Source organism: Acidovorax sp. LjRoot129, from assembly GCF_964253765.1.
Taxonomy (GTDB): domain Bacteria; phylum Pseudomonadota; class Gammaproteobacteria; order Burkholderiales; family Burkholderiaceae_C; genus Acidovorax.
In genome coordinates, this window is the sequence record NZ_CAXUSE020000001.1 from 4211905 (window position 1) to 4238425 (window position 26521).

Annotated in this window: 24 protein-coding genes and 1 tRNA gene; 14 read left to right on the forward strand and 11 right to left on the reverse strand. The window is 66.5% G+C overall.

The features are described 5' to 3' along the window. Nucleotides 1–66 precede the first annotated feature (66 nt). The gene (locus ACSQ3Q_RS19355; RefSeq protein WP_436135958.1) at nt 67–867 is read left to right on the forward strand and encodes an IclR family transcriptional regulator domain-containing protein; all 801 of its coding nucleotides are present in this window, start codon (nt 67–69) and stop codon (nt 865–867) included. A gap of 259 nt (nt 868–1126) precedes the next feature. Here ACSQ3Q_RS19355 and ACSQ3Q_RS19360 read toward each other — a convergent pair whose 3' ends face one another. Continuing rightward, entirely contained in the window at nt 1127–1348 is a 222-nt protein-coding gene (locus ACSQ3Q_RS19360) for a hypothetical protein (RefSeq protein ID WP_436135959.1), read from the reverse strand. A gap of 190 nt (nt 1349–1538) precedes the next feature. Here ACSQ3Q_RS19360 and ACSQ3Q_RS19365 point away from each other — a divergent pair, with 190 nt between their 5' ends. Together ACSQ3Q_RS19365 and ACSQ3Q_RS19370 are read left to right on the forward strand one after the other, a co-directional pair. Continuing rightward, nucleotides 1539–1973, forward strand: a complete 435-nt coding sequence (locus tag ACSQ3Q_RS19365) for a DUF1841 family protein (protein WP_436135960.1) — start codon at nt 1539–1541, stop codon at nt 1971–1973. A gap of 266 nt (nt 1974–2239) precedes the next feature. Further along, nucleotides 2240–4810 (forward strand): bifunctional diguanylate cyclase/phosphodiesterase, encoded by a 2571-nt coding sequence (locus ACSQ3Q_RS19370; protein ID WP_436135961.1) that lies wholly within the window; start codon nt 2240–2242, stop codon nt 4808–4810. A gap of 238 nt (nt 4811–5048) precedes the next feature. On the opposite strand, the gene ACSQ3Q_RS19375 is transcribed toward ACSQ3Q_RS19370, so the two are convergent. Further along, nucleotides 5049–5711, reverse strand: a complete 663-nt coding sequence (locus ACSQ3Q_RS19375; RefSeq protein ID WP_436135962.1) for a c-type cytochrome — start codon at nt 5709–5711, stop codon at nt 5049–5051. Nucleotides 5712–5821: 110 nt separating this feature from the next. Here ACSQ3Q_RS19375 and ACSQ3Q_RS19380 point away from each other — a divergent pair, with 110 nt between their 5' ends. From ACSQ3Q_RS19380 to ACSQ3Q_RS19410, 7 genes are all read left to right on the forward strand, one after another. Next, the gene (locus ACSQ3Q_RS19380; RefSeq protein ID WP_436135963.1) at nt 5822–6676 is read left to right on the forward strand and encodes an AAA family ATPase; all 855 of its coding nucleotides are present in this window, start codon (nt 5822–5824) and stop codon (nt 6674–6676) included. 9 nt (nt 6677–6685) lie between these two features. Continuing rightward, on the forward strand, nt 6686–6922 hold the full coding sequence (locus ACSQ3Q_RS19385; RefSeq protein WP_436135964.1) for a hypothetical protein: 237 nt from the start codon (nt 6686–6688) through the stop codon (nt 6920–6922). 28 nt (nt 6923–6950) lie between these two features. Beyond that, the gene (locus ACSQ3Q_RS19390) at nt 6951–7550 is read left to right on the forward strand and encodes a GNAT family N-acetyltransferase (RefSeq protein ID WP_436135965.1); all 600 of its coding nucleotides are present in this window, start codon (nt 6951–6953) and stop codon (nt 7548–7550) included. Nucleotides 7551–7571: 21 nt separating this feature from the next. Then, nucleotides 7572–8759, forward strand: a complete 1188-nt coding sequence (locus ACSQ3Q_RS19395; protein ID WP_436135966.1) for a vWA domain-containing protein — start codon at nt 7572–7574, stop codon at nt 8757–8759. Nucleotides 8760–8933: 174 nt separating this feature from the next. Continuing rightward, complete coding sequence (locus ACSQ3Q_RS19400) at nt 8934–10850, forward strand: autotransporter assembly complex protein TamA (protein WP_436135967.1); 1917 nt, start codon at nt 8934–8936, stop codon at nt 10848–10850. Next, entirely contained in the window at nt 10850–15313 is a 4464-nt protein-coding gene (locus ACSQ3Q_RS19405) for a translocation/assembly module TamB domain-containing protein (protein ID WP_436135968.1), read from the forward strand. The genes ACSQ3Q_RS19400 and ACSQ3Q_RS19405 overlap by 1 nt, the downstream gene beginning before the upstream one ends. Nucleotides 15314–15363: 50 nt before the next feature. After that, nucleotides 15364–15438, forward strand: a tRNA-Arg gene (locus ACSQ3Q_RS19410). 1252 nt (nt 15439–16690) lie between these two features. Here the strand turns inward: ACSQ3Q_RS19410 and ACSQ3Q_RS19415 are convergent. Beyond that, nucleotides 16691–16975 carry a hypothetical protein gene (locus ACSQ3Q_RS19415; RefSeq protein WP_436135969.1) on the reverse strand — a complete coding sequence of 95 codons (285 nt, stop codon included), beginning with the start codon at nt 16973–16975 and terminating at the stop codon, nt 16691–16693. 372 nt (nt 16976–17347) lie between these two features. On the opposite strand from ACSQ3Q_RS19415, the gene ACSQ3Q_RS19420 reads away from it, so the two are divergent. Continuing rightward, the gene (locus tag ACSQ3Q_RS19420; protein WP_436135970.1) at nt 17348–17497 is read left to right on the forward strand and encodes a hypothetical protein; all 150 of its coding nucleotides are present in this window, start codon (nt 17348–17350) and stop codon (nt 17495–17497) included. Nucleotides 17498–17564: 67 nt separating this feature from the next. Here ACSQ3Q_RS19420 and ACSQ3Q_RS19425 read toward each other — a convergent pair whose 3' ends face one another. Next, entirely contained in the window at nt 17565–17744 is a 180-nt protein-coding gene (locus ACSQ3Q_RS19425) for a CsbD family protein (protein WP_436135971.1), read from the reverse strand. A 446-nt stretch (nt 17745–18190) separates the two neighbouring features. On the opposite strand from ACSQ3Q_RS19425, the gene ACSQ3Q_RS19430 reads away from it, so the two are divergent. Then, the gene (locus ACSQ3Q_RS19430; protein ID WP_436135972.1) at nt 18191–18673 is read left to right on the forward strand and encodes a hypothetical protein; all 483 of its coding nucleotides are present in this window, start codon (nt 18191–18193) and stop codon (nt 18671–18673) included. A 193-nt stretch (nt 18674–18866) separates the two neighbouring features. Here ACSQ3Q_RS19430 and ACSQ3Q_RS19435 read toward each other — a convergent pair whose 3' ends face one another. Together ACSQ3Q_RS19435 and ACSQ3Q_RS19440 are read right to left on the reverse strand one after the other, a co-directional pair. Next, nucleotides 18867–19082, reverse strand: a complete 216-nt coding sequence (locus ACSQ3Q_RS19435) for a hypothetical protein (RefSeq protein WP_436135973.1) — start codon at nt 19080–19082, stop codon at nt 18867–18869. A gap of 142 nt (nt 19083–19224) precedes the next feature. Further along, nucleotides 19225–20115: an EamA family transporter gene (locus tag ACSQ3Q_RS19440; protein ID WP_436135974.1), complete on the reverse strand. Its 891-nt coding sequence runs from the start codon at nt 20113–20115 to the stop codon at nt 19225–19227. A 159-nt stretch (nt 20116–20274) separates the two neighbouring features. On the opposite strand from ACSQ3Q_RS19440, the gene ACSQ3Q_RS19445 reads away from it, so the two are divergent. Next, nucleotides 20275–20775 carry an Lrp/AsnC family transcriptional regulator gene (locus ACSQ3Q_RS19445; protein ID WP_436137035.1) on the forward strand — a complete coding sequence of 167 codons (501 nt, stop codon included), beginning with the start codon at nt 20275–20277 and terminating at the stop codon, nt 20773–20775. A gap of 180 nt (nt 20776–20955) precedes the next feature. Here ACSQ3Q_RS19445 and ACSQ3Q_RS19450 read toward each other — a convergent pair whose 3' ends face one another. After that, complete coding sequence (locus ACSQ3Q_RS19450) at nt 20956–21180, reverse strand: DUF4287 domain-containing protein (RefSeq protein WP_436135975.1); 225 nt, start codon at nt 21178–21180, stop codon at nt 20956–20958. Nucleotides 21181–21476: 296 nt separating this feature from the next. Between ACSQ3Q_RS19450 and ACSQ3Q_RS19455 the strand changes: the two genes are divergently transcribed. Then, entirely contained in the window at nt 21477–21953 is a 477-nt protein-coding gene (locus ACSQ3Q_RS19455) for a hypothetical protein (RefSeq protein ID WP_436135976.1), read from the forward strand. Nucleotides 21954–21971: 18 nt separating this feature from the next. On the opposite strand, the gene ACSQ3Q_RS19460 is transcribed toward ACSQ3Q_RS19455, so the two are convergent. From ACSQ3Q_RS19460 to ACSQ3Q_RS19475, 4 genes are all read right to left on the reverse strand, one after another. Beyond that, complete coding sequence (locus ACSQ3Q_RS19460; RefSeq protein ID WP_436135977.1) at nt 21972–22775, reverse strand: hypothetical protein; 804 nt, start codon at nt 22773–22775, stop codon at nt 21972–21974. A gap of 164 nt (nt 22776–22939) precedes the next feature. Next, nucleotides 22940–23935, reverse strand: coding sequence for a 2-dehydropantoate 2-reductase (locus ACSQ3Q_RS19465; protein ID WP_436135978.1), 996 nt, complete (start codon nt 23933–23935; stop codon nt 22940–22942). 316 nt (nt 23936–24251) lie between these two features. Next, the gene (locus ACSQ3Q_RS19470; protein ID WP_436135979.1) at nt 24252–25631 is read right to left on the reverse strand and encodes an ATP-binding protein; all 1380 of its coding nucleotides are present in this window, start codon (nt 25629–25631) and stop codon (nt 24252–24254) included. A gap of 163 nt (nt 25632–25794) precedes the next feature. Next, nucleotides 25795–26454, reverse strand: a complete 660-nt coding sequence (locus tag ACSQ3Q_RS19475) for a response regulator transcription factor (protein ID WP_436135980.1) — start codon at nt 26452–26454, stop codon at nt 25795–25797. Between the last annotated feature and the right edge of the window lie 67 nt (nt 26455–26521).

Below are 26521 nucleotides of genomic sequence, written 5' to 3' on the forward strand. Positions count from 1 at the left end.
ACTCAAGATAGAATATGTTCGCTTATAGAACAACTGTTCGCATAAAGAATTATAGTTGGCATACGTATGAATTCCCAAACCCCTGAAGCCAAAGGCCCCAAACCGAGCGACAGCTATGTGCAGTCGTTTGCCCGCGGGCTAGAGGTGATCCGCTCGTTCAGCGCCGCCCGCCCGCAGCAGACGCTGAGCGAAGTGGCCGCGCAGACCGGCCTCACCCGCGCCGGCGCACGCCGCATCCTGCTCACGCTGCAGACGCTGGGCTATGTGGAGACAGACGGCAAGCTGTTTCGGCTGAGCCCGCGCATCCTGGACCTGGGGTTCGCGTATTTGTCGTCGCTGCCGATCTGGAACCTGGCCGAGCCGGTGATGGAAGACCTGGTGGAAGAGGTGCGCGAGTCTTCATCGGCCGCCGTGCTGGACGGCCTGGACATCGTCTACGTTCTGCGCGTGCCGACCCACAAGATCATGCGCACCAACCTGGGCGTTGGCTCACGCCTGCCAGCGCCATGGACGTCGATGGGCCGGGTGCTGCTGGCCGGGCTGCCGGATGCCGAACTGGAGGCGCGGCTTGACGGACACCCGCTGGAGCGCCTGACCGAACACACGGCCGCCGACCTGCCGACGCTCCTGACCCGCATCCGCCAGGCGCGCGAACAAGGCTGGTGTTTGGTGAACCAGGAGCTGGAAGAAGGCCTGATTTCGATTGCTGCACCGCTGACGGACCGTACAGGGCGCACGGTGGCAGCGCTCAACATCAGCGGGCAGGCCAACCGCACAAGCGCCGAGGTGATGCAGGAGTCGCTGCTGCCCGCATTGCTGCGTGCGGCCAAGGCGATTTCTCGAATGATGGGGGCGCCTGGGGCCTGAACGGCATAAAAGCCTGGCGGGGCAGGAATGGCATTGCCGGCACGAAAGCCGCAAAGCCGAGGAGAAGTTTGGAAATGCACAGGGGCGCGAAGCCCCATGGGATCACTCAGCGCAACGAGCGGCCGGGGCTGAAGCCCCGCTGGCCCTCGCCTTGCGTGGATGCGAGGACCGGGGCATCAACGCCCAACTGCTCGCTGCGGTGAATGGGGTCCGGCTGGGGCAGATCTCCACCCTCTGCCCCAGGACCCAAGAGAAACGGTTAGCGCTTGCGGAAACCCAGCACCAGCACCACGCCGCCCAGCACCATGGCGCCCAGGCTCATCCACTGGGGAATGTTCACGGATTCCTTTTCCTTCACGGTCAACTCCAGAGGGCCCAACTTGGCTTGGGTGGTGTCCTTGGTGAAGCTGAAGCCTCCGGTCAGGAACCCGGCCAGGCCCAGCACCAGCAACAAAGCTCCGACGATTCGCAATGCAGTCATGAAAATTCTCTCCCCAACAGCCGGGTAGTTATAGACGTTGGCAAAGCGGGCCCGGCCCCGTATCTCTGCGCTCTGCCAATGTAGTCGCGCAATGGGCCAGGCCGCGTAGGACGTCGCCGCCGGCCTGCGCCGAAAGCGTGCAAACCCTTGCGGTGATGGGCGCAAACCCTGCGTGCTAACCTCCGAGCCCATGTTCAGCCCCTCCCAAGCCGACGTGCGCCGTTTCTTGTGCGGCGTGCACTCCAAGACCCAGGCCGGCGCCCCCATGGAAGCCATCGAGACGCTGGCCAGCCTGTGGATCGCCGAGCACCCCGAATACCACGGCGACCTTGCCAGCGCCGACGCCGCCGTGGCGCGCAACTACGACGAGACGCCCGGACAGACCAACCCCTTCCTGCACCTGTCGATGCACCTGTCGATCAGCGAGCAGTGCAGCATCGACCAGCCCCGCGGCATTCGCCAGGCGGTAGAACTGCTGACCGCGCGCCTGGACTCGTTGCACGACGCGCACCATGCGGCCATGGATTGCCTGGGTGAAATGCTGTGGGAGAGCCAGCGCGCAGGCCGCCCGCCCGATGGGAATGCCTACATTGCCTGCGTGCAGCGGCGGGCGACGAAGGACTGAGAGGGCCCCGAGGGGCCGGTCCGCAGTCGATCAGGGGCAACCGAGACATACCGCCAAGCTGGACGCCGCGGGCTCCCTTCGGGGCACCGCATCGGCTGTGCACGCTCCGTCGGTCCTCGCAGTCGGTAACGGCGCCACACCTTCGCCGCCGAACCGGCTGGACGCTTGCCGCACCCGCGCCGCCGCAGACACAATAGGACACCCACTGGCCGCGCGCGGCACGCTCCTTGCGTGATTCCCTGCAGTCCGGTACCGGAGCCCCACGGATGCGCGCATTTCAGCTCTCCCTGCGAACGGCCATCGCCGTGCCCTTTGCCGTGCTGTTCGCAGCCACGGTGGCACTGCAGACCATCACGCAGCACCGGCAGATCACTGACCTCATCGACCAGGAAAGCGTGCGCCTGCTCGATGCGATCACCAACACCTCGCGCGGCCGCCTGGCCGAGTTTCTCGAAACACCCTTCCTGATCCAGCGCAGCATTGGCGACGCGATTGCGCGCCACGGGCTTTACCAGCCGGGCAACCTGAAGCCGGTCTACCAGCACCTGCAGAGCATCTTTGCCGAGCTCTACACCGACCAGCAGCAGATCAGCCTGCTCTGCTTTGGCAGCCAGGCCGGCGAATACGCCGGCATCCGCCGCGAGGCCACCGCACCCAACGGCTTTCGCCTGATCCTCAAGGACGGCTCCACCCAGGGCCAGATGAACGTCTACGAAGACGAAACCACCGCCAAGGTGGCCGCCGCCTTCCCCAACTACGACCCGCGTGGGCGGCCCTGGTATGCGCCCGTAGCGCAGTCGGGCAAGGCGCTGTGGTCGCCCATCTACACCACGGCCGGCGAGCGGGGCGACATGACCATCTCGGCCGCGTCGCCCGTGGTCTTGCAAGGCCAACTGCTGGGTGTGATGGAGGCCGACGTGCGGCTCGATAGCCTCAATCGCTTCCTGCGCGACGAGCCGCTGCGCGGCCAGGGATTGATCTTCATCAGCGATGCAGAAGGCCGCATCGTGGCGCACTCGGAGCCCGGTGCGCTGGTCACCGACCGCAAGGACGCGACCGGCCAGCGCGAGCGACTGACTGTGGCGCAGAGCGCCAGCCCACAGATCCGCGCCGCGGTGCCGTACCTGGAGCAGGCGACCACAGTCGAAGGCACGGGTTTTCGGTTTACCCACGAGGGCGAGCACTACTTTGGCCGCGTCACGCCTTACGCCGACGCGCGTGGCATTGAATGGCGCATCGTGGTGCTGCTGGCGGAGTCCGACCTGCTGGGCGACTCGCGCAACGCCAACCGGCGCGCCCTGCTCGCGACGGCCGCCATCGCCGTGCTGGGGTTGCTGCTCGGGTTGTGGGTGATTCAGCGGGCGGCCCGCCCCATCCTCCAAACGGCCGAGGCCGCCAACCGGATCGCACGCGGCGAGTGGAGCGCGGGTATAGGCACGAGCAGCCCGTTGCGGGAAACCACGATCCTGGTGGAGGCCTTCAACCAGATGGCGGACCGGCTCGAGCGCTCGTTCAACCAGATGCGCGAACTGCTCATCTACGACAGCCTCACGCAACTGCTCACGCGCCGCGGTTTGCTGGAGCAAGCCCATTGGAGTGAGCCGCAGCCTGCGGTGCTGGTCCTGGTGGGGCTCGACGGCTTCCGGGCCATCAATGACAACGTCGGCTACGGCACAGGCGACCGGCTGCTGCAGGCAGTGAGCGCACGGCTGCGCGCGCGCTTGCCCGCCCCAGTGGTCATGGCCCGTTTGGGCGGCGACGAATTCGCGCTGCTGCACCTGGGCAGCGAAAATTCCGCGCCCGAAGCAGACATTGCGAAGGTGGTGCTTGCACTGTTCGCCACACCCTTCGCTGCGGGGGCGGACGAGGTCATGGTGCATGCCTCGGTCGGTGTGGTGAGCGGCCAACTGCAGGGCAACGACCTGCCCGAATGGCTGCGCAACGCCAGCATTGCTCTGGGCGAGGCCAAGCGCCGCGGGCTCAACCAGTGTGTGGTGTTCGAGCGCGGCATGGCCGAGCAATCTCTGGAGCGCGCGCGGCTTGCCACCGAGCTGCGGCAGGCTTTGGAGAAAGAACAGTTCCTGGTGCACTACCAGCCGGTGATCGACCTGACCACCGGCCGGGTCAGCGGCGCAGAGGCGCTGCTGCGCTGGTTGAGCCCCGCGCGGGGCCTGGTGCCGCCGGGGGTGTTCATCCCGGTGGCCGAAGAATCGGACCTGATCCTTGCGCTGGGCGACTGGGTGCTGCGCCGCGCGACGCAGGACATCGCGCAGCAGCTGCCGCACCTGCCCGAGGGCTTTGAGGTGCATGTGAACGTGTCGGCGCGGCAGCTCATTCAGTCTGACTTTCCCAGCACGCTGCAGCAGGTGCTGACCACCAGCAGCCTGCCGCCTGCACAGCTGACGCTGGAGCTGACGGAATCGGTGCTGCTCGAAGGCGATGCGGTCACCGGCCAGCGCCTGGCGCGCATCCGTGCATTGGGCGTGAAGATCGCCATCGACGACTTTGGCACCGGCTACTCGTCGCTGGCCTACCTGAGCCGCCTGCCTTTTGACTGCGTGAAGGTGGACCAGAGTTTTGTACGCGACCTGCTGGACTCGACCCAGAACGCGGCCATCGTCACCGCGGTGCTGAACATGGCACAGGGCTTTGGCGTGACCGTGGTGGCCGAGGGCGTGGAGACCGAAGCCACCGCGCGCCGCCTGCGCGAGATGGGCTGCGCCAGCGCCCAGGGATACTGGTTTGGCCGGCCTGCGCCACTGCAGGACATGGACCTTTCGGTGCGTCTGCTGGAAGGGGACGGTACTGGCGCATCGGCAGTGTCTTTGCCGTCGTGATCGCGCTCGGGTCAGACCGTCACTGCTTCACCGGCTCACCGGCTCACCGGATCACACTGCACCGTGCCCCAATGCCAGTGCGTCGCACTGCCTTGCCCATCTGTAGCCATCGCACCGACGTGTCGGGCTGACGAGGCATCCACCACGGACGCAGGCATAAAAAAACCCGCCAGGTCGTAGCGGGTTTTTGTGGCTGTGGCGGGCAGTTTGCTTCACCTCACCGCGGGCCCTCATCCGATCAACGGAAGCGCGATTGGGGCACCACGTGCAGGTCGCCTTCGACACCGCCAATGTAGTTGGACAGTGCCTTCAGTTCCGCGTTGGTGAACTGCTTGGCCACGCCGGCCATGATGGCGTTGCTCCGGCCCAGGTTGGGGTTCTTCTCGGCCTTGTAGGCCTTGAGGGCCACGAACAGGTAGTCAGCGTGCTGGCCTGCGATCTTGGGGTACGAAGGATCGATGGGCTTGGCGAAGTTGTCGCCGTGGCACGAAACGCAGGCGCCCTTCTTGAGCAGCTCCGCCACTTGCACGCTGGGTTCGCGGGCGGGTTTGGCGGGCAGTTCTGCGCTGGTCTTGCCGTGCTGCGCGTAGTAGGCAGACACGTTGGCGATGTCTTTTTCGGTCAGCGACTCGGCAATGCCACGCATGGTGGGGTGCCGGCGCTCGCCCTTTTGGTAGGCCACGAGCGATGCGGCGATGTACTTGGCGCTTTGGCCCGAGATCATGGGCACCTTGTGGATCTCTGGAAAGCTGGCCTGGTAGCCTGGAATGCCGTGGCATCCGATGCACATGGCGATCTTTTGCTTGCCGGCTTCCACGTCGCCTTGGGCTTCCTGGGCATGGGAGACGGCGGTCACGGAAGCGACAGCCAGGGCAAATAGCGTGGTCAGCGTTTTGTTCATTTTGCGCGCACAATCTCGTGGAAGTTCAGTCAGCTCAGGAAGCTGATCAGCCGCAGATTATAGCCAGCGGCTGTCAAGGCCTATTCATCAACGATCCGGTGATTTCCCTCATGAAATTCCAAGGTTCCCAGAACTACGTCGCCACCCAAGACCTGATGCTTGCCGTGAACGCGGCCATCACCCTGCAGCGGCCGCTGCTCATCAAGGGCGAGCCCGGCACCGGCAAGACGATGCTGGCCGAAGAAGTCGCCCAGTCCCTCAACATGCCGCTCCTGCAGTGGCACATCAAGTCGACCACCAAGGCGCAGCAGGGCCTGTATGAATACGACGCCGTGAGCCGCCTGCGCGACAGCCAGCTCAACGATGGCGACAGCTCTGAGCGCGTGAAGAACATCCGCAACTACATCATCCAGGGTGTGCTGTGGCAGGCCTTTACCGCGGACGAGCCCGTGGCGCTGTTGATCGACGAGATCGACAAGGCCGACATTGAATTCCCGAACGACTTGCTGCGCGAGATCGACCGCATGGAGTTCTACTGCTACGAGACGCGCGAGCTCATCAAGGCCAAGCACCGCCCGCTGGTGTTCATCACCTCCAACAACGAAAAAGAACTGCCCGACGCCTTTCTGCGCCGCTGCTTCTTTCACTTCATCAAGTTCCCTGAAGCCGACACCATGCGCCAGATCGTGGGCGTGCACTTCCCCACGCTCAAGAGCGAGTTGCTCAGCGTGGCGATGAAGACGTTTTATGACGTGCGCAACCTGCCGGGCCTCAAGAAGAAGCCCTCGACCAGCGAACTGCTCGACTGGCTCAAGCTGCTGGTGGCCGAGGACATTCCACTCGCCGCGCTGCAAAGTGCCGACAACAAGGTGGCCGTGCCGCCGCTGGTGGGCGCCCTGCTCAAGAACGAACAGGATGTGGGCCTGTTCGAGAAGCTGGTGTTCATGAACCAGCGCAACCGCTGACTCCCGGCAATGGCCCAACCTCCCACCCCTTCGCTGGCAGACGGCGTCGCCGATGCCATTGGTTTTGTCGGCGGCGCCCTGGCCGGTTTCTGGCTTGGTCAATGGCTGGGCTTCGATATCTTTGCGGCCGGCTACGGCAGCAAGACCCTGCTCGGCATTGCGCTGGTGGGCCTCGGGGGCGGGCTGGGCCTGCACGCCGCCAGGCGCTGGCAGACCAGCCGGCGCCGCAAGGCTTCCAACGACTGACGACTGACGCTGACCACTGATCAAGACCATGGCCTTTGTAGAACCCGTCACGCTGCGCGACCGCGGCATCCGCCTGGAGCCCCTGGCGCTGTCCCACGAAGAAGGCCTGGCCGCTGCGGCCGCCGATGGCGAGCTGTGGAAGCTGCGCATCACCTCGGTGCCCGAGCCCCAGGACACCCGCGCATACATCGAAGCGGCCCTGAAGATGCGCGAGGAGGGCAACCGCTTTGCCTTCGCCGTCGTGGACGACGCCACCGGCAAGGTGCTGGGCACCACCAGCTATCACGACATCCTGCCCGCCGTGCGCCGCGTGGAGATTGGCTACACCTGGTACTGCCAGAGCGTGCAGCGAACCCACGTCAACACCACGGCCAAGCTGTTAATGATGGGCCACGCTTTTGACACGCTTGCCTGTCACGTGGTGGGCTGGCGCACCGACAACTTCAACTTCGCTTCGCAAAAAGCGATTGAGCGGCTGGGCGCCAAAAAGGATGGCGTGATCCGCGGCCACGCGCTGCGCCGCGACGGCACCATCCGCGACACCGTGATGTACAGCATGCGCTCAGGCGAATGGCCCGAAGCCAAGGCACAGTTGCTATATCTTTTAGAGCGCCGAACGCTTACGTAGCAAGCGCTGGAGGCCAAAAACATGCTGATCGACTTCTTCTACATCCTGCGCTCGGCCAAGCTGCCGGTGTCCGTGAAGGAATACCTCACGCTGCTTGAAGCGCTGCAGGCCGGCGTGGTCGGCCCCAGATCGGATGACGCGTGGAGACTGGACGACTTCTACAACCTCTCGCGCCTCACGCTGGTCAAGGACGAGAAGCACTACGACAAGTTCGACCGGGCCTTCGGCGCCTACTTCAAGGGTGTCGAGATGGTGGCCGACTTCACCAAGGAGATTCCGGCCGACTGGCTGCGCAAGATCCTGGAGAACGAACTCACGCCCGAGCAAAAAGCCGCCATCGAGAAGATGGGCTGGGACGAGTTGATGGAGACGCTGAAGAAGCGCCTCGAAGAGCAAAAGGAGCGCCACGAGGGCGGCAGCAAATGGATCGGCACCGGCGGCACCAGCCCGTTCGGCCACGGTGGCTACAACCCGCAGGGTGTGCGCATCGGCGGCGCCGGCAAGAACAAGAGCGCCGTGAAGGTGTGGGAGCAGCGCGCCTACAAGGACTACGACGACCAGCAGGAACTGGGCACGCGCAACATCAAGGTGGCGCTGCGCCGCCTGCGCAAGTTTGCGCGCGAGGGCCATGAGCTGGAGCTGGACCTGCCCGACACCATCCGCAGCACGGCGGCCAATGCGGGCTACCTCGATATCAAGATGGTGCCCGAGCGGCACAACAACGTGAAGGTGCTGCTGCTGATGGACGTGGGCGGCACCATGGACGAACACATCCAGCGCGTCGAGGAACTCTTCAGCGCCGTGAAGACGGAGTTCAAGCACCTGGAGTTCTATTACTTCCACAACTGCGTGTACGACTTCATGTGGAAGAACAACCGCCGCCGCTTCGCCGAGAAGTTCGCCACCTGGGACATCATCCGCAAGTACAACCGGGACTACAAACTGATCTTCGTGGGCGACGCGACCATGAGCCCGTACGAGATCCTGCAGCCCGGCGGCAGCGTGGAATACAACAACGAAGAGCCCGGCGCCGAGTGGATTCAGCGCCTCACCCACGCCTTTCCCAAGCACGCGTGGATCAACCCCGAGCCGCAAGGCGTATGGCAGTACCGCCAGAGCATCAGCATCATCCAGCAGCTCATCGGCAACCGGATGTATCCGCTGTCGCTCAGGGGGCTGGAAGAAACCATGCGCCTGTTGTCTAAATAGGCTCCAACTTGCGCCCTGAGGCTTCTCCGCTATGGGCCCAGCGCGCGAAACTGTCTGACATAGCCGGGGTGCTTTTCGGGGCATAGTCGCAAGGCCACTTTTCGGCCGCGCCATACGAGCCGGGTGGCGCTCCGCAGCTCCGCCACCGCCCGCCCCACCACTCCCCTGCCCGCCGTGCTCTTTCGTTCCCTGCGCTCCACCGCCATCTCCCCAACGCCGGCCCTGTGGTCGGCGTTGCTGCTTATTGGCGTGTTGGGGTTGCAGGGCTGCAGCATGCTGCGCCTTGGGAAGGATGACGAGGGTGATGGCAAAAAGTCGGGCGCCACGGCGGTCATTGCAGAGTCCTCGTCACCGTCGTTTGCAGTGGACGTGCGCGCGCCGGACGAAGTACGCGGCACGCTCGAGCGCCACCTGGAGCTGCAGCGCTTTCGCAACCTGCCCGACCTGAATGCCAGCGAGCTGCAGCGCCTGCTGGGCGCGGCCGACGCCAATGCACGCGAGTTGCTGGGCACGATGGGGTACTTTGCGCCCACGATCACGGTCGAGCTGACGGAAACTCCCGAGCGCAAAACCGCGCCGCGCACCGTGGTCGTCACCGTGCAGCCCGGGCCCCAGACCCGCATTGCCAGCACCGACATCGACTTCACGGGCGGCCCCCCAGCGGCCAGCGAGGACACCCAGGCCAGTACCCGCCAGCAACAGCGCGTGCAGCGCGACTGGTCGCTCGCGCCCGGGCAGGCCTTCACCCAGTCCGCCTGGGACTCCGCCAAAACCGATGGCCTGCGCCAGCTGCAGGCCCGCCGCCACCCCACCGCCCGCATCGCCAGCAGCCGCGCCGAGATCGACGCCGACAAGCACGAAGCCAAGCTCAACGTCACCTACGAGCCCGGCCCGGTGTATCGCTTCGGCCCCCTGCGCGTGGAAGGCAGCGAGCGCTATGACCCCGACGGCGCCCGGCGCCTGGCGCGCCTGCCCACGGGCGCTGTCTACGACGAAGCCGAGCTGCTCGACGCCCAGTTGCGGCTGGCCAGCAGCGGCTACTACGACGCGGTGTTCCTCACGCTCGACACCGAGGGCACCGACCCGCAGGCCGCCCCCGTGGTGGCCCAGGTGCGCGAAGCGCCTTTGCAAAAGCTGGTGTTCGGCCCGGGGTTTTCGACCGACAGCGGGGCGCGCCTGTCGCTGGAGCACATTCACAACAAACTGCCCGGCATCGGCTGGCGCGCAGTCAGCAAGCTCTCGATGGACCGCGAGACCAAGCTCGCGAGCACTGAATGGACGGCGCTGCCCGACACCAATGGCTGGCGCTGGTTTGCCGGCGGCCAGCTGCTGCGCGAGGACACGGGCGATTTCGAGACCAACAGCGGGCGGTTGCGCTCGGGCCGCAGCAAAAACACCAAGCGCATCGACCGCAGCTACTTCCTGCAGTACGACTACGCCAACAGCCAGGGGGTGAACGCGCCGCCGTCGGGCACGGCGGTCAGCGTCAACTACGGCTGGACGGGCCGCTACTTCAACAACCTCACGGCGCCCACGCGCGGCCACGGCGTGGCGGTGGAGCTGGGCCTGGGCACCACGCTGCGCCCGGAGCGCGACCCCTTCGTGCGCACGCTGGTGCGCTGGCAAACCTTTGTGCCCGCAGGCCGTGTGCAGGACGACGCCGGCCAGGCCCGCAATGCCCGCATCGCCGTGCGCACCGAAGTAGGTGCGGTGCTGGCGCGCGATGGCGCCCAGTTGCCGGTGACACAGCTCTTTTTGACGGGGGGCGACACCACCGTGCGCGGCTACGGCTACCGCAGCATCGGTGCGCGCACCGACAACGGCAAGCTGTACGGCGGCCGCTACATGGCTGTGGGCAGCGTCGAATGGCAGCGCCCCATCGTCTACAAGGGCGAAATGACCGACTGGGAAAGCACCCTCTTCGTTGACGCGGGCGCTGTGGCAGACCGTGCCGGCGACCTCGACCCACGCGTCGGCGTGGGCGCCGGCGTGCGCTGGCGCAGCCCCGTGGGGCCTCTGCAGGCGGACCTGGCCTACGGCGTAAAGGCCAAGGAACTTCGCCTGCACCTGCGGCTGGGATTCAGCTTCTGATGGCAACTTCGAGCCCAACGCCGCCCCGCGCGCCGTCTTCAGACTTCAGCGCCGGCGCCTCGCCCCAACCACCGCGGCGGCGGCATGTGCACCGTGCAGCGCGCGGCCTGGGTTGGCTGCTGGTCGCGCTGGTGGCGCTGCTCATTGCAGCGGCTGCCGCGCTGTGGTGGTGGTCGGGCAGCAACACCTCGCTGGCCGCGGCGCTGGCGCGTGCTGCACGGCATCTGCCCCCCGACCAGCAACTGGAAAGCCGCGACGTCAGCGGCTCGCTGCGCGGCGGCGGGAGCATTGGCTGGCTGCGCTGGAGCAGCCCCGCGCTGTCCGTCGAAGTGAACGACATCACCCTCGGCTGGCAGCTTGCCCCGCTGCTGCAGCGCAGGCTGGAACTGGGCGAGGTGCACGCTGCGCGTGTTCAGATCACGCCGGTGGCGGATGCCCCCACCAAAGACCCCACCGAGCCGCTCACGCAATTGCGGCTGCCGCTGCAGATTGGGGTGCCGTTTCGTGTGGACGAAATCCAGTGGGCCGGCCCGCCCGCCGTGCAGGTGCTGGGCCTGCAAGGCGACTACCGCTTTGACGGGCGCGAGCACCGCCTGAAGATCGACAACGTGGAGCTGGCCCAAGGCCGCTACACCGCCCGCGCCACGCTGCAGGCAGACACCCCCATGGCGCTGGATGCCACGGTAGACGGTGCCGTGCAGACCGCCGTGCCCGGCGGTGGCGCCGCTCTGCAGCTGGGCGCGCACGCTACGTTGCAAGGCACGCTGGCCACCGCCGCGGCGCAATTGGAGCTCAAGGCGCGCATCAGCCCTGCAACACCGGTCAGTGCAGCCACGCCCACCATCGATCCAGCAAAGCCTGCAACAACCACCACACCTGCCACACGCGCACCCCGCACGGCCACTCAGGCTGCGCCACTGCCGCCCACACAGCCCATGCAGGCCGATGTGGCTGCCACACTCAACCCGTGGGCCACGCAGCCTTTGCAAGCCGCCAGCGCCACGCTGCGCGCGGTCGATCTCGCAGTGCTGTGGCCACAGGCCCCGCGCACCCAGCTGCACGGCACGCTGCAAGCGGGGCCCGCACCGGCGAGCTCATCGGGAGCTGCCGCTGGCACCACGCCCAGCCAGCCCGGCACGGTTCCCGCATCTCCGTCGACGCCCGCCACAGGCTGGGCGCTGCAAGCCCAGTTGCGCAACGACCTTGCCGGCCCATGGGACCAAGGCCGCCTGCCGCTCAGCGCGCTGCAAGCCAACGCCAGCTATGACGGCACGCGCTGGACCGTGCCCACGGCCATCGCGAGCGCCGGCCAGGGCACGGCCACGCTGCAGGGCCACTACACCCCATCCACCCAGGCCGTGGAAGGCCAGGCCGAACTGCGCAACCTGCGCCCCGACGCGCTGCACACCGCACTGGCTGCGAACCCCCTGGCGGGCCGCGTCAGCGCCCAGACACAGGGCGACAAGGTGCGCTTTGATGCAGACATCCGCGCGGCGGGTGCCGCTGCTGCGCCAGCACGTGCCACCAAAGACCGCCCCGCGCTGCTGTCCATCAACAGCCTGGTAGCAAAGGGCCACTGGCAGCCCGGCGCGCAGCCGGGCGGCGGCACGGTGCAGCTTGATCGACTGATGCTCGACGCCCTCCAGGCCCGCGCCGAAGCGACGGATTTGCGCATCGCCTTGACGGGCCCCGCAGCCCAAGGCCAGCTTGCGCTGACCGTGCCGGGCGCCACCGCACGCGCGCAGGGCAGCATCGCCCCGACCACCGGCGCAGGCGATCTGCAGGTGCAGTGGGCTGACACTGAAGTCACTCAACACTGGCTGACCAGCCTGCCCTGGGTCGGCAGCGCGGTGCAGACAGCACTGCAGGGCGCCACGGCCAAGGGTGCGGCATCGATTACCGCGCGCTGGAAAGGCGGCTGGCAGACGGCGGCCCGCCAACTCCAGGCAGCCAGCGCGGGCAACGCCCTGCCCGCCAGCAAGGACGCCTTTGAACTGCAAGCCACGCTTGCGACGCAGCAGCTGGCCCTGTCGCTCCCCCCAGCCAAGGACGCTGGCGCACGCGCCACGGCAGTGCAGCTGCGCGGTGTGAAGGCAGAGCTCTCAGGCAACCTGCTGCAGGCTGCCTTGTCGGCAAATGGCGAAGCCCGCTTGAACGCCAGCCAGGCACAGCAAATGCAGCGCATCACGCTGCAGACCCGCCTCACGGGCGGGCTATCGGCCCCGGCGCAGTGGCAGGCACAGATCGCCGAGTTGCGCCTGCAGGCAGAGGATGCCCAGCGCCCCGGCACCTGGGCTCTGCAGCTGGCCGAGCCACTGACCATCACGGCAAACCGGGCCAGCGGGGGCGCCACAGCACCCGCCAGCCAGCGGGCAGGCACCGGAAACCGCAACACGGCAACACCAACCCGCACGCCAACCCCATCGGCCTCCACGCGCACCACGATCCAGGCGTCCGCAGGGCAGGCCCGCCTGACCGGCCCGCAACCCGGCACTGTGGTGCTGCGCTGGCAGCCCGTGCGCGTCACCACAGGCCCCGCTTTGCAGTTGCAGACGCAGGGCACGCTGCAGGGCCTGCCCATGGCCTGGGTGGATGCGCTGGGCATCGGCAGCACCCCTGCAGCCGCAGGCCGCCCGGTGCAGGCGCTGCTGGCCCGCATGGGCCTGGCCAGCAGCATCGTGCTGGATGGGCAATGGATGCTGGACACCACCAGTGCCCTGCGCGCCAGCGCCAGCCTGCGGCGCGCCAGCGGCGACTTGCGCATCCTGGCGGGCGACCCCACGGCCGTCACCGCAGTGCAGAGCAGCGGCCAGGGCGCCGGCGCAGGTGCCACCACCGTGATCGCCACCGAAGCAACCTCGGCCCCCACAGCCGGAACGCCCGCCGGCGTGCGCCAGGCCGAGGTCTCCGTCGAGCTCGAAGGCGACGCCCTGCGCGCACGGCTTGCGTGGGCCAGCGACCGCGCTGGCGAGATCGACGCCAGCGCCAACACCCGGCTCACGCTCGCGGGCGGCGGTGCTGGCACGGGCACGGACCTCGCAGCCATCACCTGGGCGCCCGATGCCCCATTGGCGGGCACCCTGCGCGCGCGCCTGCCCGACGTGGGTGTGTGGTCGGCCCTGGCGCCGCCCGGCTGGCGCGTGCGCGGCACGCTCGATGCCAGCGCGACGCTGTCGGGCACGCGCGATGCACCCCGCTGGGCGGGCACACTCGGCGCAGACGATCTGGCCGTACGCTCGGTGGTCGATGGCGTGGACCTGCAAGGTGGCCGCCTGCGCGCCACGCTGCGCGGCAACCAGCTCGACATCACCGAGTTCCGCCTGCAAGGCGGGCGCGGCAGCGGAGCGCGCATCGCCGGCTTTAGCGGCAACCGCACTGCGGCACCGCAAGACGGCGGCACGCTCACCGCCACGGGCCGCATCACCTGGGGCCAGGCCGCCAATGGCATGTCGGGCATTGGCATGGCGCTGCAGGCCGAAGCCAAAGCGCTGCAAGTGCTGGTGCGGGCAGACCGGCAGATCAGCGTGTCCGGCCAGCTCCAGGCCCAGCTGCAGCAGGGCCAGATCAGCCTGCGCGGCAAGCTGACCACCGACCGCGCCACCATCATCCTGCCCGACGAAAGCGCGCCCACCCTGGGCTCTGACGTGGTCGTGCGCTCGGCCGCCAAGGACAAGGAAGACCAGGCCAAGGCCCAAGCCGCCGCCCGCGCCAACCAAGTGGCCGCGCAAGCCCAGACCGCCAAGCCCCCCGACATCGCCATCACCCTCAACCTGGGCCGCGACTTTGCACTGAGCGGCCACGGCATCACCACCCGGCTAACTGGCGAGGTCGACATCCGCAGCAGCGCCGTGGCAGGCGCCCCGCCGCGCGTGACGGGCGAAGTCCGCACCGACGAAGGCCGCTACCGCGCCTGGGGCCAGATGCTGGATGTGGAGACCGGCCTCATCCGCTTCAACGGGCCGTACAACAACCCATCGCTCGACATTCTGGCGCTGCGCCCCAACATCAGCGTACGCGCTGGCGTGCAGGTCACCGGCAGCGCACAGGCACCGCGGGTGCGTTTGTATTCCGACCCCGAACTGCCCGACGCCGAAAAGCTCTCGTGGGTCGTGCTGGGCCGCAACGCCGCCGCAGGCGGCGCCGAAGCCGCCGTGATGCAGCAAGCCGCCCTCGCCCTGCTGGGCCGCGGCGGTAACAACAAATCCGGCGCCAACATGGCCAGCCGCGTGGGCCTGGACGAAATCGGCTTTCGCGGCCCGGGCGCCGGCGACGACGCCAGCAGCGCCGCCCTCACGTTCGGCAAGCGGCTGTCCAAGGATCTGTACGTGACCTACGAACGCAGCCTGTCGGGCACCTTGGGCACGCTGTACATCTTCTACGACCTCTCGCGCCGCCTCACCCTGCGCGGCCAAACCGGCGAAAAGAGCGCGGTGGACCTGATCTACACGGTGAAATACGATTGACCAAGTGCCCGAAAGGAGCCTCGCGCGGCGCCACTACAATGCGCGGCTGCCTCTTCGTAGTTCAATGGATAGAACGAGTGCCTCCTAAGCGCTAGATACAGGTTCGATTCCTGTCGAAGGGACCATTGACCGTCTTAGAACTCAATGGCTGAGGCACTTCAATTCAGCTCTGGAGACGTGCCGCGGACATGGAGCGAAAGGGATCGAACTCGAGCTTGCACCTCGTTGCAAAATTTCTGGTAACCCATCGTGCAGCCTAGCCACTGTGCTCTAGAGGTAGAGAACGTTTATACGGGATCGCTCTGAGTTGCCGGTCGTGGAAGTCGGTGAGTCCTGCGCCAGTTCTGCTCCGACTAGTCGGCCAGCGTGGCGTCCACGTGTTGCCCGAGCGCTACGCTCCACGGCGTAGCGGAATCTCGGCGGAGTGCTTGTCCCCCTATCCGGGCCGAATGGCCTGTGTGCCGCCGAGGTTGCGCAGGACCGCGCCATGGCGCACCTTCAGGGTCTCTGCGTATAGCGCTCCAAGGGTAGTGCCAACGCAGACGCGCTCATACTAAACTTGGGAGCCGGTTCGATCGGGCAATGGGTTTTCCACTCCTAGCCTAACTGTGGCAGCCGCAAACGCTACCGCTTGAGTGGCGCCGCCATCCCGCCCGTGCCGCCAGGGGCAATTGGAGAAGTCTGCCCCGTTGGCGCACTGGGTACGGCGGTTGTGCCCGTTGTTCCGGTCGTGCCTTGTGCACCGGGCGTGCTGGGCGTCGTACCGAGCTGCGATGGTATAGGGCTTGGTTGCGCAGTGATCGACTGTTGTTGCGGGGTTGGGGGTTGCTGAGGAGCCCCCACGCGCTGCCCGGCACTTACTCCGGAGGATGTGCCGGCGGCTGTAGGCGTGGTCCTGGGTGCACCGACCTCTGTAGGCTTTTGCGTTGCAGTTGGTGGCGCGGCCGGTGGCGCTGCGTGTGTTTCAGCTGGCGTCTGTGAAGGCGGCACGGACGGCGTCTGCGAAGGGGAGGTGGACGGTTCCGGAAACGAGGTTGTAGGCGCGGGGACGCCTGGAACAACCTGCATCGGAGCGGTCATCTGTGCGGCTACGGATGAGGCAGCCGTTACGGCGGCAACAAGCAGTGTGATGGTGGCAATACGCATGGGAGGTCTCCTGAATATGGGCCAACTTTGCGCTTTGCCGCCGTCATCCAGACGTCAGAAATTTACCCGCCGCGCTGTCCGCCTTGGCCAGTGCCTTTGTGTTCCGCCCCACCTGACCGCAATAGTCTTCCGACTGGATCTAAATCATGTGCAGGATGAAGAACATGGGGTGATTGTGCCCAGACCTTGCACAAGCAGTCGCGTGGGCCGCACGGTGGATGCCAGCAAGTCCTATAGGGCGCCAAACAAGGAGTCAGACCCGCCCGTTAGCGCCTGTTCGACCAAAATTTCCACGAGCTTCTGTCGAGAGTATTCCTCGTCCGTCACCATGGTCTGAACGGTATCCATCGGCGTGCGCCTTACGATAATTTCTGCATCCCTGAAACTGGAATCCGCCGAAGGCAGTCCCCTGGCCAGTCTCTCAATTCGCGCGAAAGCGTCGTCTGGCACGGTATCTGCCACTGCTATATCGATTTTCATTGCGACCTTGATGTTCTCGTAGCTCAGAGTCGACATTAGCACTCTGCCAGAGGCCCCGCGCCACCTTCGGGCGCTCATTGAACCAGGGATCACTCTGATCAACAAAGGGGATTCGGAGCGATGTTGGGTAATTGGTACCTTGTCGACAGGCCGCCAGTTCGTAAAAGCTCAGCTTGTCGGGTGGTGTCTCAACGTTAACCGCCCTTAAGACGGTTTCTTCTGCCCCCTCGCCCCACTCAATGGGGCCTACCGAAGCATCCGTCTCCTCTCTCCCCAAAACCCCGTCAGGCACCCGCTTTCTAGGCGCTACCCCTACACGTTAGTTCTCTAGCTCCCCACCAATGTCGCATCTTGCTTGCCTTGGAATGAACGGACGGCAATGTCGCCCGAGCTGTTCTGGAGATAGTAATGACGACCAATCAGCAGCGAAATCAAAGTCAGAGCAATCAATCTCAGCACGACCAGCAGAACCGCCAGCAGGATCAAAGCAATCCTCAAATCAGCGGAATCAGCAAGGGCAGCAGCAGTAAGGTAGCGACTGATTCAAGCCAGAAATAATAAAGCCCCGGCGCAACATGCGCCCGGGCTTCAAAGCGCTACAGCTCAAGCGCTACGCCATCATTAATTACCGCGTCGCATCCTTGACGACTTCCTTGGCGTCGCCGTAGGTCTTCTGGGTCTTCCCTTCAACCTGCTTGGCAACGCCCTTGGCTTGCTGTTCTGGGCTGTTGATCATCTCGCCGGTCTTTTGCTGGGCCTTGCCAACAACATCCTTCACAGCGCCTTTGACTTGATCGGTGTTCATTGCAAATCCTTTCAGGAGTTAGTGCGCCACAACCGTGCGACGCATGGATTGAATCCTAGGGACGGTGAATCTCGCCAAGCGCCGGAACACATCAGGTACGGTCGTCAGCAACAACCTACAGGGGACACAGCGCCCCGCATCGCCACTGCAGTCGTTGACTCATTAACGTTGAGTCCACGAGGCCCAGCGCACGCAACGTTTCCCGGCCTTGCGCTTACTACTTAGAGATGCAGCGCTATCGGTGTTTGGCTAGATCACGTGCCATAGCGAGGTTGTCCGACAGGGCTGGCACACGCCGCGGCCTACGGTGAAGGATCGTGATGTCGCAACGGGCTCCCTCAAATCTCTCATTGAAGGATCGAAGGGGCCAGCGGCCTCCATCACATCGGCAGCCTGTCGCCTGACCTGATGCCGCTGACCTTCCCACATTGCAAGGAGTATTCGACATGAACCCAACCACCAGCCAGCGCCCCGCCACCGCGCCCGCTTCCAACACCGGGGCGGCACAACAGACTCCGCGCCCTACCAGCGGGCGAGAAAACAGCGGCCTGATGTTCTTCTTCATCGGGGCAGCGCTGCTTGCGTTGCTCCTGGTGCTGTTCTTCAACGTGCTGGGCCCTGAGGGCGCGTCGCGTAGCGGGGTGGGTGATGGCCCCGCGCGTGCCCCCGCCGGGCAAACCACGGGTGGACCGAGCCCGTCGAGCGCCAATACGCAGCCGGCCGCTGAAGCACAAGGAACGAGCGGTGCGGCCACGGGGGGTGCAGCGCCGGCCGCTATCAATGCGCCGCAAGCCCCGGACACCCAGACGCCCCCTGGACGTGAAGGTGTAGGCGCACCAGTGGGCAACACGACCGGCGCTGGCCGAGACAGCACGCAGACCGCGCCCGAGGGGACTACGGGCCGGACGGGGACGACGCCGGCTCGTTGATCGGGGTGCAGAACGTTCTTTATGCTCGGACGGTGACTCAGCACCCAGCACTAGCCCCGGGTGCGGTGACTGGTCACTTTCTAATTGAGGGCCCCTCGCTAGGGGGCCAATGGAGACGTTGAGCTAGCGTAGCGGTCAAACGCACGCAAGGTGAGCGCGCCCGGCCGCAGCGGCCAGGCCCAGCCCGCTGGCGCTACTTGAGCCACTTGCGCTTGGCGCGCGGCTGAACGGTGATATCCACCGCCTGGTGCACGGCGGGCCGGCCGTTGGAAGGGTCGGTCTCGACGACATCTTCCAGGTCGATGTCCTTCACGTCGGCATCGGTGTTCTGTTCAAGGTCTTCCAAGATGGCGCTGACCTTGCGTTCAGCCTCTTCGATTTCGGTTTTGGGCAGCGGGGGGATGCGCATGGAGCTACTCCTGAGGGACAGATTGGATCGAGCCATTTTTGTAGTCGAGCAGACCGCCGCTTGTCATCCTTTGCCGAATCCGCGGCTCAGTAAGCAGCGTTGCTGCATTAATCCCATGGGGCACGGACCCCTTTCAGGCCGCTCAAGCTGCCTGCGGCTCCACGCGCGCAGGGGCTGCAGGCCGCCCCGCAGTCAGTGCGCTGCCCATGGATGCCGCCACGATGCAGGCGATGGCCAGCCATTGCAGCAGGCTCAGGTATTCACCCAGCAGGCCCACGGCCAGCACGGCGGCGACGGCGGGTTCCATGCTGATCATGATGCCGAAGGCTTCTTTAGGCAGGCGCTTCAGGGCCATCATTTCGAGCGAGATGGGGATCGCGCTCGAGATGGCCGCAACGCCCAGACCCACAAGCAGCACGGTGGGCGTGAGCAGCGCGGCGCCAGCGTGCACCACACCCACCGGCACCACGACGATGGCCGCCATGAGCAGGCCGAGCGATACCGAATGCCCCGCGTGCAGATGGCCGGCGCGTTTGCCGAACACGATGTACAGCGCCCAGAACACGGCCGCGGCCAGGGCGTAGAACACGCCCATGGGGTCAAGCGTGCTGCCGTTCAGGCCCAGGGGCAGCAGCATGCCCAGCCCCGCCATGGCCAGCGCCACCCAGACAAAGTCCACCGCGCGGCGGGACGACCAGATGGCCACCGCCAGCGGGCCCGAGAACTCGATGGCCACGGCCAAGCCAAACGGCAGGGTGCGCAGCGACATGTAGAACATCAGGTTCATGGCGCCCAGCGCCGCGCCATAGCAGGCGATGGCCGTGGCGTCGGCCCGCGACAGGCGCCAGCGCCAGGGGCGCCACAGCAGCAGCATCAATACGGCCGACAGGCCCACGCGCACGGCGGTGGTGCCTTGCGCACCCACGGCCGGGAAGAGCACTTGTTTGGCCCACGAGGTGCCAATTCCGAGGGCTGTGACGGAGCCAAGGATGGCCAGGAAGGGAATAAATCGTTGAAACGGGGTCGCGGTCATGCGTAAAAATATAGTTCGACTAGCGCGTGCGTTTGGCTCTTTTTTGAAGCCCGCTGCGCAACTTTCGCTCACAGCCCACCCTGAAGGCCGCCCTGCATGCCTACCAAGCCAGCTACCACCGCCAAGGCACCTACGGCCTCCACCTCCGCATCGCCGCCAATGGCCGCCTTACAGCACCAAGGGCTCGACCGATTTGACCTGGCGATCCTCGACATCCTGCAGACCGACAACACCACGCCGCAGCGCTTGATCGCCAAGGCCGTGAACCTGTCCGCGCCTGCAGTGCAGCGGCGCATCAAGCGGCTGCAGGAGTCGGGCGTGATCCGCGCCAACGTGGCGGTGATCGACCCCGTGAAGGTGGGTATGCCGCTCACCATCGTGCTCGAGATCCATCTGGAGAACGAGCGCCCCGACCGCACGGCCCCGCTGCGCGCGCGCATTGCTGCGGAAGACGCCGTGCAGCAGTGCTACAGCGTGACCGGCGAGGCGGACTATCTGCTGGTGGTCAACGTGGCGTCGATGGCGGATTACGAGGCGCTCACGCGGCGGTTGTTCGACGGGGACGACAACGTGCGGCGGTTTCGCACGTCGGTGTCACTGGCGTGCTTGAAGGCGGGGCTCAAGGTGCCGCTGGGCAGTGGTGACGGTGGCGCGGCCTGAGTAGCAACGCCGGCTGCGGAAATCTGAGCCCTTGTGCGCGCTACACCCCCTGCGCGGACGAGCACCAAGTCACAGCTGAGCCCTTCAGCGATACGCCCACATAAGGCGAGCCAGCGCATCGTCGGTGAGTCCGCTGCGGGCCCCTGCCCCGGCCCTCGACCCCCTAAAGATTGACCGCTACTACTTGCCCTGGGCCAGGTACGCCGCCACCAGCGCATTCGCATGCCCATGGCCCAGGCCGTGGTCTGTCTTGAGCAGGGTGACGTACTCCATGTGCTTGCGCGGGCCCGCCGCGCGCAGCACGTCCATCCAGTGGTTGATGGGCTGGCCGTACTTGGACTCGATGGACGGGAAGTACGAGGCGGGGCCTTTGACGGGGGTGGTGTTGTTGCTTGGCTCAGGCATGGCTTGGGTCCTTGGTGGATGGGCATAGGGGCAGGCGGGGGCCCGACACGTGCCGTGCACCCCTGTTTCTGCGTTTCCTGTTCCTACGACGAACGAAAGGGCTGAGTATCGACAAACCCTTGCCAAATAATTCGGAGGTTTGGCTGCTGTTGGCCGCTCGCCGCCATCCTAGCCTTGGCGGACAGCCGTGCGGCGACACGCGAGACTGTCCTACGGCTGTCAGCGAGTTCAAGCAATCCTCGGAATGCCGGTTACCCCCGACGATTTCCCACCTGCACCACCAATGGGAACAACACATGAAAACGCCAAGTCTGCTCTGGTCCGCGCTCATTGGGGCGGTTGCCAGTGCCCGCTCCATGACACCGATGGCCACGCTGTCGGCAGCGAGGCTGCTGGGCTACGCCACGCCGGGCAGGCTCGCACTGCTGGACCGCCCCTTGTTCAAGTATGGCGCCCTCGCAATGGGCGCCGGGGAACTGGCCGGCGACAAGATGAAGACGGCCCCTGACAGGACGGTGGCCCTGGGCCTGTTAGCGCGGACCATGAGCGCCGGCATCGCCGGTGCGGCACTTGCCCCGCGCGGCCGTGAGCAAGCCGGGGCGCTGGCGGCGGTTGCCACCGCAGTGCCTCTTGCTTACCTCACCTTGGACGCCAGAAAAAGTACCATGAAACACATCGGCCAAACGCGCAGCGGCCTGATCGAGGACGCGTTGATCATCGCTGGCGGTATCGCCGTCGTCGCCCTGGCAGTCAGGCCCAGCAAGCGCCGCTGAGCGTGCGCAGCACGTCAGTCAGGGCACGGTGTAATCCGAGCAATCGGGCGCCGGCGTATCGGGCACGTAAGCACGGGCTTGCGGGGCGAAGCGATACAACCGCTGGTAACTGCATTGGGGGTCGGTCACGGTCACCAGGTCGCGTTGGCGAAGTGGCCGCGCCGCCAGCGAGTCTTTGGACCGCGACACGTGCCCCGGAAACGATGTCGCCTTGCTGCGATAGCGCAGCACCGGCCACCCTGCAGCGGATGCTTGCGTCAGCGCAATGGTCGCGTCGAAGTTGTATTCATCGTGGCAGGCTCCGGCGCGCTGCTTCATGTGGCGCTCGCTGAAACACGCCCGGATCGTCGCGCTGGAACTCTGTGGAACACGCAGAACCTCGAACGGTGATTGGTCGGGCAAAAAGGCGATGAGGTGCAGGGTGGTTGCACTGGCCCCACCGCCCGAATACATGGTGCGCTCCTGCGTTTGCACGCCCACCAGAAGGCCGCCCCCGAAGCGGATGAGCTTTGGCCACAGCTGGACAGAAGCGTCTGCGGAGGGCAGCCCTGCAATCCGATAGGGCGTGTGCGCCGGATCGCCCTGGCCGCCAGGCAGCTGCAGGCTCAACTCCGTGCCACCGGCCGCGTCGGTGGCACACGCCTGGCCTTCGCAGCCAGATTGCGATGGAGCGATGTCCACACAGAGTTTGTCTGGCGTACAACCGAGCGCGGCCCCGTCTTCGGATTGGCTGATCGCCACCGTGTCCATGCGCGGTGGCGCGGCCAGGGAGGGTAGCGACGACACGAGTGCCATCGCTGCAAGGAGTAGGGATTTGCGCATGATCAAAAGCTTAGCAATTTCAACCCGGCGTTGACTTGAACGCAGCTTCGCAGGCGGGTCTGTGCAAGGCACTGGTTGAGGGTGATGACAGCGCAGACATGCGCCATGGCAAGCCGACGACCTGTGTTCAAAGGCAGGGCACGAGGCTTCCGGCAAATCCCACTTCACGCCAACCCCAGCGTCTTCCGCATCTCTTGCCCCGTCAACCGCAGCCGCGGCCCACTGAGAAGCTCGCACATGCGCGCACTGAGCGGCGCCTGCCCACCATGCTGCGCGGCCAGCCGCACCACCGCTCCGCAGATGGCATCGATCTCGGTCACGCGGCCGGCCTCCAGGTCGTCCCACATCGACGAGCGCGCCTTGGCATCGATCTGCAGCATGCGCCGGGCCAGCCGGGTGAACAGCCAGTTGGGCAGGCGCAGCACGTGGGGCAGCAGGCGCGGCGACACGGCCGTGACCTTGGCCGGGGTGATGCCCGCGCGCGCCATGGCCGCCAGGGCCTCGGTCTGCAGCGCGGCGAACACGTGGCGGCAGTCGCGGTCGAGCAGTTCGTCGCGCAGCGGCAGGTTGGACAGCGCATTCACCGGGTTGTTGAGGTTGAGCAGCAGCTTGCCCCACTGCACCGCGCGGATGTCGGGCGGCAGCACGGTGGCCAGGCCGGCGGCGTTGAGCTCGGGCATCAGGCGCTCGGTGACCTCGTCGCGCTGCAATTGCAGAGGCCCTGCCGTCGCGCGGTGCACGTGGGCGCCGTGCAGCACCACGTTGTACGGCACCATGCCCGCCAGCACGCGCAGGCCGGGGGCCAGGGCCGCCAGCTGGGCCACGTTGTCCACGCCGTTTTGCAGCGAGATGACGGGCGTGCCGGGTGGGCAGGCCGCCGCCAGGGCGCGCGCGGCCGATGCGGTGGCGCCGCTTTTGACGCACAGCAGCACCACGCTGCCGGCCCGGGGCACGGCGTCGGCCACCGTGGTGGCGATGCGCAGGGCCGAGGGCGGCACCAGTTGATCGAACCCGTCCAGGTCGGTCACGCGCAGGCCCTGCATTGCGATGGGCTCGAGCGCGCGCGGCCGGCCCACCAGGCACACCGGGTGCCCTTGTGCAGCCAGCCGGCCGCCCACGTAGCAGCCGATGGCGCCCGCGCCGAAAACGATGAAGTTCATGTGATGACGATCCCGGTCAAGCAGTGTGGATGGCTGCATCGGGGCGCAAGCCCCGCCAGCCCAGCAGCCTGCGCATTGTGCGGTGCTGCCGGGCGGGTGGGTGCCGCCGCGGCGACGGCCGTGTAGCCTTTGGTGTGGGGGCCGGCGCGGGTTATTCAGACCACGATTTTTGGTCTTTTAGGCCTCCAGCGCTTGATTGATAAGCACTAACAGCTATACAAATGATAGCAATGCATCTTTGGACTTCAAGCGGGCATCCCGGAAATTGTCAGACGCCTCCTCTCCACTACCGCAGCCCCGGATCACCGCAGCCGCCCTACCCCACCCCGTTCCACTGCACCGTCACCCGCAACCCGCCCAGCCGCGGCGAGGCATCCAGCACCACCGACGCGCCGTGCGCCTGCGCGATGGTCTGCACGATGGCCAGGCCAAGCCCGCTGCCGGGGGCGCCGTCGGCGGTCTCGCGCACAAAGCGCTGCATTACGCGGGCGCGGTGTTCTTCGGGGATGCCGGGGCCGCTGTCTTCTACCGTGAGATGAACGGCGTCGCCGTTGTGGTTCACACGCCGGATCTGCAGGTCCACCCGGCCGCCCGCGGGCGTGTACTTGACGGCATTGTCGAGCAGGTTGCGCGCCAGCATGCGCAGCGCCTCGGCGTTGCCGGGCACCGACGCCGCGTCGGAGTCGATGAGGCCCAGGTCCATCGACCGGGCCTGCGCAGCAGGGGCCACATCGGCCAGCGCCAGTTGCGCCACGGCCTGCAGGTCCACCGGTTCGGCGTGTGCGCCGGGGGCCGCCGCGCCGGCCTCTTGCCGGGCCAGGGTCAACAGCTGCTCCACCAGCCGCGTCGCACGGTCAATGCCTGAAGAAAGGCGTTCGACGGCGGCCGCCCGTGCGGTGTCGTCGCCCGCGCGCTGCAGGCCCTGCAGCTGCAGGCGCAGCGCGGCCAGCGGCGAGCGCAGCTCGTGCGCGGCGTCGGCCACAAAGTGCTGCTGCGCATCGAACGCGCGCTGCACACGTTCGAACAGCAGGTTGAGCTCGCTCACCAAAGGCTGCACTTCATCGGGCAGTTGCGCGTCGTTCACGGGCGAGAGGTCGTCCGCCTGGCGCTGCGCGAGCTGGCGGCGCACCCGCTCCACCGGCGCCAGCGAGCGGCTCACGCCCCACCACACGGCCAGCACCAACAGCGGCGCCATGATGGCCAGCGGCGCCAGCGTGCGCAGCGCCAGCGCACGGGCCATGTCGCGGCGCGCGGCCATGTTCTGCGCCACCTGGATCACCTGCGAGCGCGTCTGCATCGAAAACACGCGGTAGGTGCCGCCGCGCGCCTGCACGTCGGTAAAGCCCAGCACGGCGATCTGCGGCAGCTCGGCGCCCACGGCGGATTCGAAAATGCGCAGGCCCTCGTTGGTCCACACCTGCACGATGAATTCGTGGTTCTCGTCCTCGGGCTCCAGCCCGGGGCCCAGGCCCTGCGCGTCCACCGGCAGGCCCGAGCGCAGCGCCAACGCGGTCTGCTGCATGTGGTAGTCGAACAGGGTGTCGGCCTCGGCCAGCGCGCCGCGGTAGGCCAGTGCGCCCTGCACCGCGCCCGCCAGCAAGATGGCGGCCAGCAGAAAGATCAACAGCCGCGTGCGCAGCGAGCGCGGCAGCAGCGACTGCAGCGTGGTGCGCCAAGAGGTGGCCTGTTTTTCCATCATCGAGCCAGCCTACGGGACTGCGCGCGACCCAACAAATTGGGCGCGATCGAGGCCGGTGCCCCCGTGCAAGGGCCGCCCCGCCGCACTGGGGGCGTCACCCTCCCGCATTGCACAGCAATGCGAGAGAGGGGGAAGGCGCGAAGCGACTCAGGGGGTGTCATCACGTTTTGGGAACGAGATAGCCCACGCCGCGCACGTTGAGCAGCACCTCGGCCCCCAGCTTTTTGCGCAGGCCGTGGATATACACCTCCACGGCATTGCTGCTGACCTCGTCGCCCCAGCCGTAGAGCTTGTCTTCGAGCTGCTGGCGCGACAGCACCATGCCCGGGCGGGCGATCAGAGGCTCCAGCACGGCCCACTCGCGGCCCGACAGCACGACGGGAACGCCCTGCACCGTGGCCTCGCGCGTGGCGGGATTGATGCACACGCCTTTGTGCTCATACACCGGCTCGGCCCGGCCGGAGGCGCGGCGCAGCAGCGCGCGGATGCGGGCGAGCAGCTCGTCGAGGTCATAGGGCTTGAGCACGTAGTCGTCGGCGCCAGCATCAAGCCCCTCGATGCGCTGGGCGACCGCGTCGCGTGCGGTGGCCACCAGCACGGGGGTGCGGTCCTTGCGCGTGCGCAGGTCGCGCAGCACGGCCAGGCCGTCACGTTTGGGCAGGCCCAGGTCCAGCAGCACCAGGTCGTAGGGCTGGGTGCGCAATGCCGTGTCGGCCGCATCGCCATCGCGCGCCCAGTCCACGGCGTAGTGTTCGGCGCGCAGCAAGTCCTGCACGGCTTCGCCAATCATGGGGTCGTCTTCTACAAGCAGCAGGCGCATGGCAGCGGGCCAGAAAGATCAGCGGAGTGGGGACCCCTCGGAGGATAGCGGCAGCGTTGCGTGCGGT

Bases quoted from the DNA above. Each gene is read 5' to 3' on its own strand.
- ACSQ3Q_RS19355 (WP_436135958.1), top strand. From the start codon at position 67: ATGAATTCCCAAACCCCTGAAGCCAAAGGCCCCAAACCGAGCGACAGC.
- ACSQ3Q_RS19360 (WP_436135959.1), bottom strand. From the start codon at position 1,348: ATGACTGCATTGCGAATCGTCGGAGCTTTGTTGCTGGTGCTGGGCCTG.
- ACSQ3Q_RS19365 (WP_436135960.1), top strand. From the start codon at position 1,539: ATGTTCAGCCCCTCCCAAGCCGACGTGCGCCGTTTCTTGTGCGGCGTG.
- ACSQ3Q_RS19370 (WP_436135961.1), top strand. From the start codon at position 2,240: ATGCGCGCATTTCAGCTCTCCCTGCGAACGGCCATCGCCGTGCCCTTT.
- ACSQ3Q_RS19375 (WP_436135962.1), bottom strand. From the start codon at position 5,711: ATGAACAAAACGCTGACCACGCTATTTGCCCTGGCTGTCGCTTCCGTG.
- ACSQ3Q_RS19380 (WP_436135963.1), top strand. From the start codon at position 5,822: ATGAAATTCCAAGGTTCCCAGAACTACGTCGCCACCCAAGACCTGATG.
- ACSQ3Q_RS19385 (WP_436135964.1), top strand. From the start codon at position 6,686: ATGGCCCAACCTCCCACCCCTTCGCTGGCAGACGGCGTCGCCGATGCC.
- ACSQ3Q_RS19390 (WP_436135965.1), top strand. From the start codon at position 6,951: ATGGCCTTTGTAGAACCCGTCACGCTGCGCGACCGCGGCATCCGCCTG.
- ACSQ3Q_RS19395 (WP_436135966.1), top strand. From the start codon at position 7,572: ATGCTGATCGACTTCTTCTACATCCTGCGCTCGGCCAAGCTGCCGGTG.
- ACSQ3Q_RS19405 (WP_436135968.1), top strand. From the start codon at position 10,850: ATGGCAACTTCGAGCCCAACGCCGCCCCGCGCGCCGTCTTCAGACTTC.
- ACSQ3Q_RS19415 (WP_436135969.1), bottom strand. From the start codon at position 16,975: ATGTCGACTCTGAGCTACGAGAACATCAAGGTCGCAATGAAAATCGAT.
- ACSQ3Q_RS19420 (WP_436135970.1), top strand. From the start codon at position 17,348: ATGACGACCAATCAGCAGCGAAATCAAAGTCAGAGCAATCAATCTCAG.
- ACSQ3Q_RS19425 (WP_436135971.1), bottom strand. From the start codon at position 17,744: ATGAACACCGATCAAGTCAAAGGCGCTGTGAAGGATGTTGTTGGCAAG.
- ACSQ3Q_RS19430 (WP_436135972.1), top strand. From the start codon at position 18,191: ATGAACCCAACCACCAGCCAGCGCCCCGCCACCGCGCCCGCTTCCAAC.
- ACSQ3Q_RS19435 (WP_436135973.1), bottom strand. From the start codon at position 19,082: ATGCGCATCCCCCCGCTGCCCAAAACCGAAATCGAAGAGGCTGAACGC.
- ACSQ3Q_RS19440 (WP_436135974.1), bottom strand. From the start codon at position 20,115: ATGACCGCGACCCCGTTTCAACGATTTATTCCCTTCCTGGCCATCCTT.
- ACSQ3Q_RS19445 (WP_436137035.1), top strand. From the start codon at position 20,275: ATGGCCGCCTTACAGCACCAAGGGCTCGACCGATTTGACCTGGCGATC.
- ACSQ3Q_RS19450 (WP_436135975.1), bottom strand. From the start codon at position 21,180: ATGCCTGAGCCAAGCAACAACACCACCCCCGTCAAAGGCCCCGCCTCG.
- ACSQ3Q_RS19455 (WP_436135976.1), top strand. From the start codon at position 21,477: ATGAAAACGCCAAGTCTGCTCTGGTCCGCGCTCATTGGGGCGGTTGCC.
- ACSQ3Q_RS19460 (WP_436135977.1), bottom strand. From the start codon at position 22,775: ATGCGCAAATCCCTACTCCTTGCAGCGATGGCACTCGTGTCGTCGCTA.
- ACSQ3Q_RS19465 (WP_436135978.1), bottom strand. From the start codon at position 23,935: ATGAACTTCATCGTTTTCGGCGCGGGCGCCATCGGCTGCTACGTGGGC.
- ACSQ3Q_RS19470 (WP_436135979.1), bottom strand. From the start codon at position 25,631: ATGGAAAAACAGGCCACCTCTTGGCGCACCACGCTGCAGTCGCTGCTG.
- ACSQ3Q_RS19475 (WP_436135980.1), bottom strand. From the start codon at position 26,454: ATGCGCCTGCTGCTTGTAGAAGACGACCCCATGATTGGCGAAGCCGTG.